The 1,551-nt window shown below is 30.6% G+C and carries 1 protein-coding gene; it reads right to left on the reverse strand.

Annotation, left to right across the window (positions count from 1 at the left end):
* Nucleotides 1–255: 255 nt before the first annotated feature.
* The gene (locus HNP99_RS17570) at nucleotides 256–888 is read right to left on the reverse strand and encodes a hypothetical protein (protein WP_173854755.1); all 633 of its coding nucleotides are present in this window, start codon (nucleotides 886–888) and stop codon (nucleotides 256–258) included.
* Nucleotides 889–1,551: the final 663 nt, after the last annotated feature.

Raw genomic sequence — 1,551 nt, forward strand, 5'->3', positions numbered from 1 at the left:
AATACGTTCTTCTAATGATAATCGCTTGTAGGTTTTTTTCATAATTCAACAAAGATAAAATTTATCATTTGTTGCGTTAGGTTATTGAATTCTCCTGATTTCGGCATAAGTCTCGTACAACGTCTCGCGGCTTGCAGAAGTGGCGAACTTCGTGACCGAGATTTTTCGGTTAAGATAAAATTTCTTGCGAAAGGTAAACGTGAATTTACCACTTATTTCGCCATTTTTGCAAACCGCTGTTGGCAGTAGTATTTATTAATCTTTATATATCGCTAACCTTATTTGGTTATAATTATTATTTCTATCTCCAAATCTGAATAGATATGCATTTAGTTCTGAACTTTTCCATTTAACATCATCTCGATAAGTTTTGTCATTTTTAAGTTTATCACTTTCGATTTTCTTTGAAGAATATTGACCAATTTTTGCAGTAATTATTTTTTCTAAATTTATAAATATTGATTTGAATTTTCTGCTATCAACAGTCGCTGTATCCATTTTATTCCATTCATATAAAATCAACTTTACATTTCCGTCTTTTGTGTAGTAATAACTTTTACTCAATTCGATTGATGTTTCAGGAATAAACTTAAACTCTTTTGGTATTTCAAAAGAATGATTTTTAATAAAGGGATATATACCTTCACCAATGTCCACAAAATAATCGCGAGTTACATCTTCTGAATTTATTCTTTTTTCAATGTCAATATATTTCTCAATTTTACCTAAACTAATATCAACGTCGATAGTTTTTTCGGCTACTGGAATTAGATTTTCTTCTGTTTTAGAAATTTTGCTTTTGGTTGAATTACAAGAATTAGTAATCATTATTCCAATGATTAAGAAAGTGATATAAATGAATGTTCGTTGTTTGTTTTCGGTTCTCATAATATTACTGCCAACGTGTCGCGGCTTGCAAAAGTGGCGAACTTCGTAACCGATTATTTTCGGCTAAGATAAAATTTCTTGCGAAAGATAAACGTGAATTTACCACATATTTCGCCATTTATGCAAACCGCTGTTATAATATGTATTTTTCAGCACAAAATTTCGTCGTTATTCAATTTTTCACCGCAATACTTTTGGCTACAAACTACATCACTTTAATTTAACCAAAATGCTTTCGGCGTAACGATTTCAACAAATTATTTTTCGACGCAAACTGCATCACTTTAATCGAACCAACTTACTTTCGGCTTAATGAATTCACCAAAAACTATTTCGACACAAACTGCATCACTTTAATTGAAGCAAATTATTTTCGGCTTGATGAATCGCCAGAATCTATTTCGACGCAAACTGCATCACTTTAATTTAATCAATTACTTTCGGCTTAACGATTTTACCAGAATTTATTTCGACACAAGCTTTTTCAAAACCTTCTTAATAATCATCAATTTTTTGGATTGCAGATTATTTTCTTAGTAGGAGCGAAGTGAGTAATTTTTTCACCGCAAAAGGCGGATTCAAGGGTCTATCGCAACATCGTTAGTTATTTTTAATAAATCAAATTTAGTATTTTTCTTAGATAATACACTTAATTTTAGAATA

This window comes from Flavobacterium gelidicaeli, from assembly GCF_013294005.1.
In the GTDB taxonomy this organism is placed as follows: domain Bacteria; phylum Bacteroidota; class Bacteroidia; order Flavobacteriales; family Flavobacteriaceae; genus Flavobacterium.

Excerpts from the sequence above, each read along its gene's own strand:
- HNP99_RS17570 (WP_173854755.1), bottom strand. The coding sequence starts at position 888 with ATGAGAACCGAAAACAAACAACGAACATTCATTTATATCACTTTCTTA.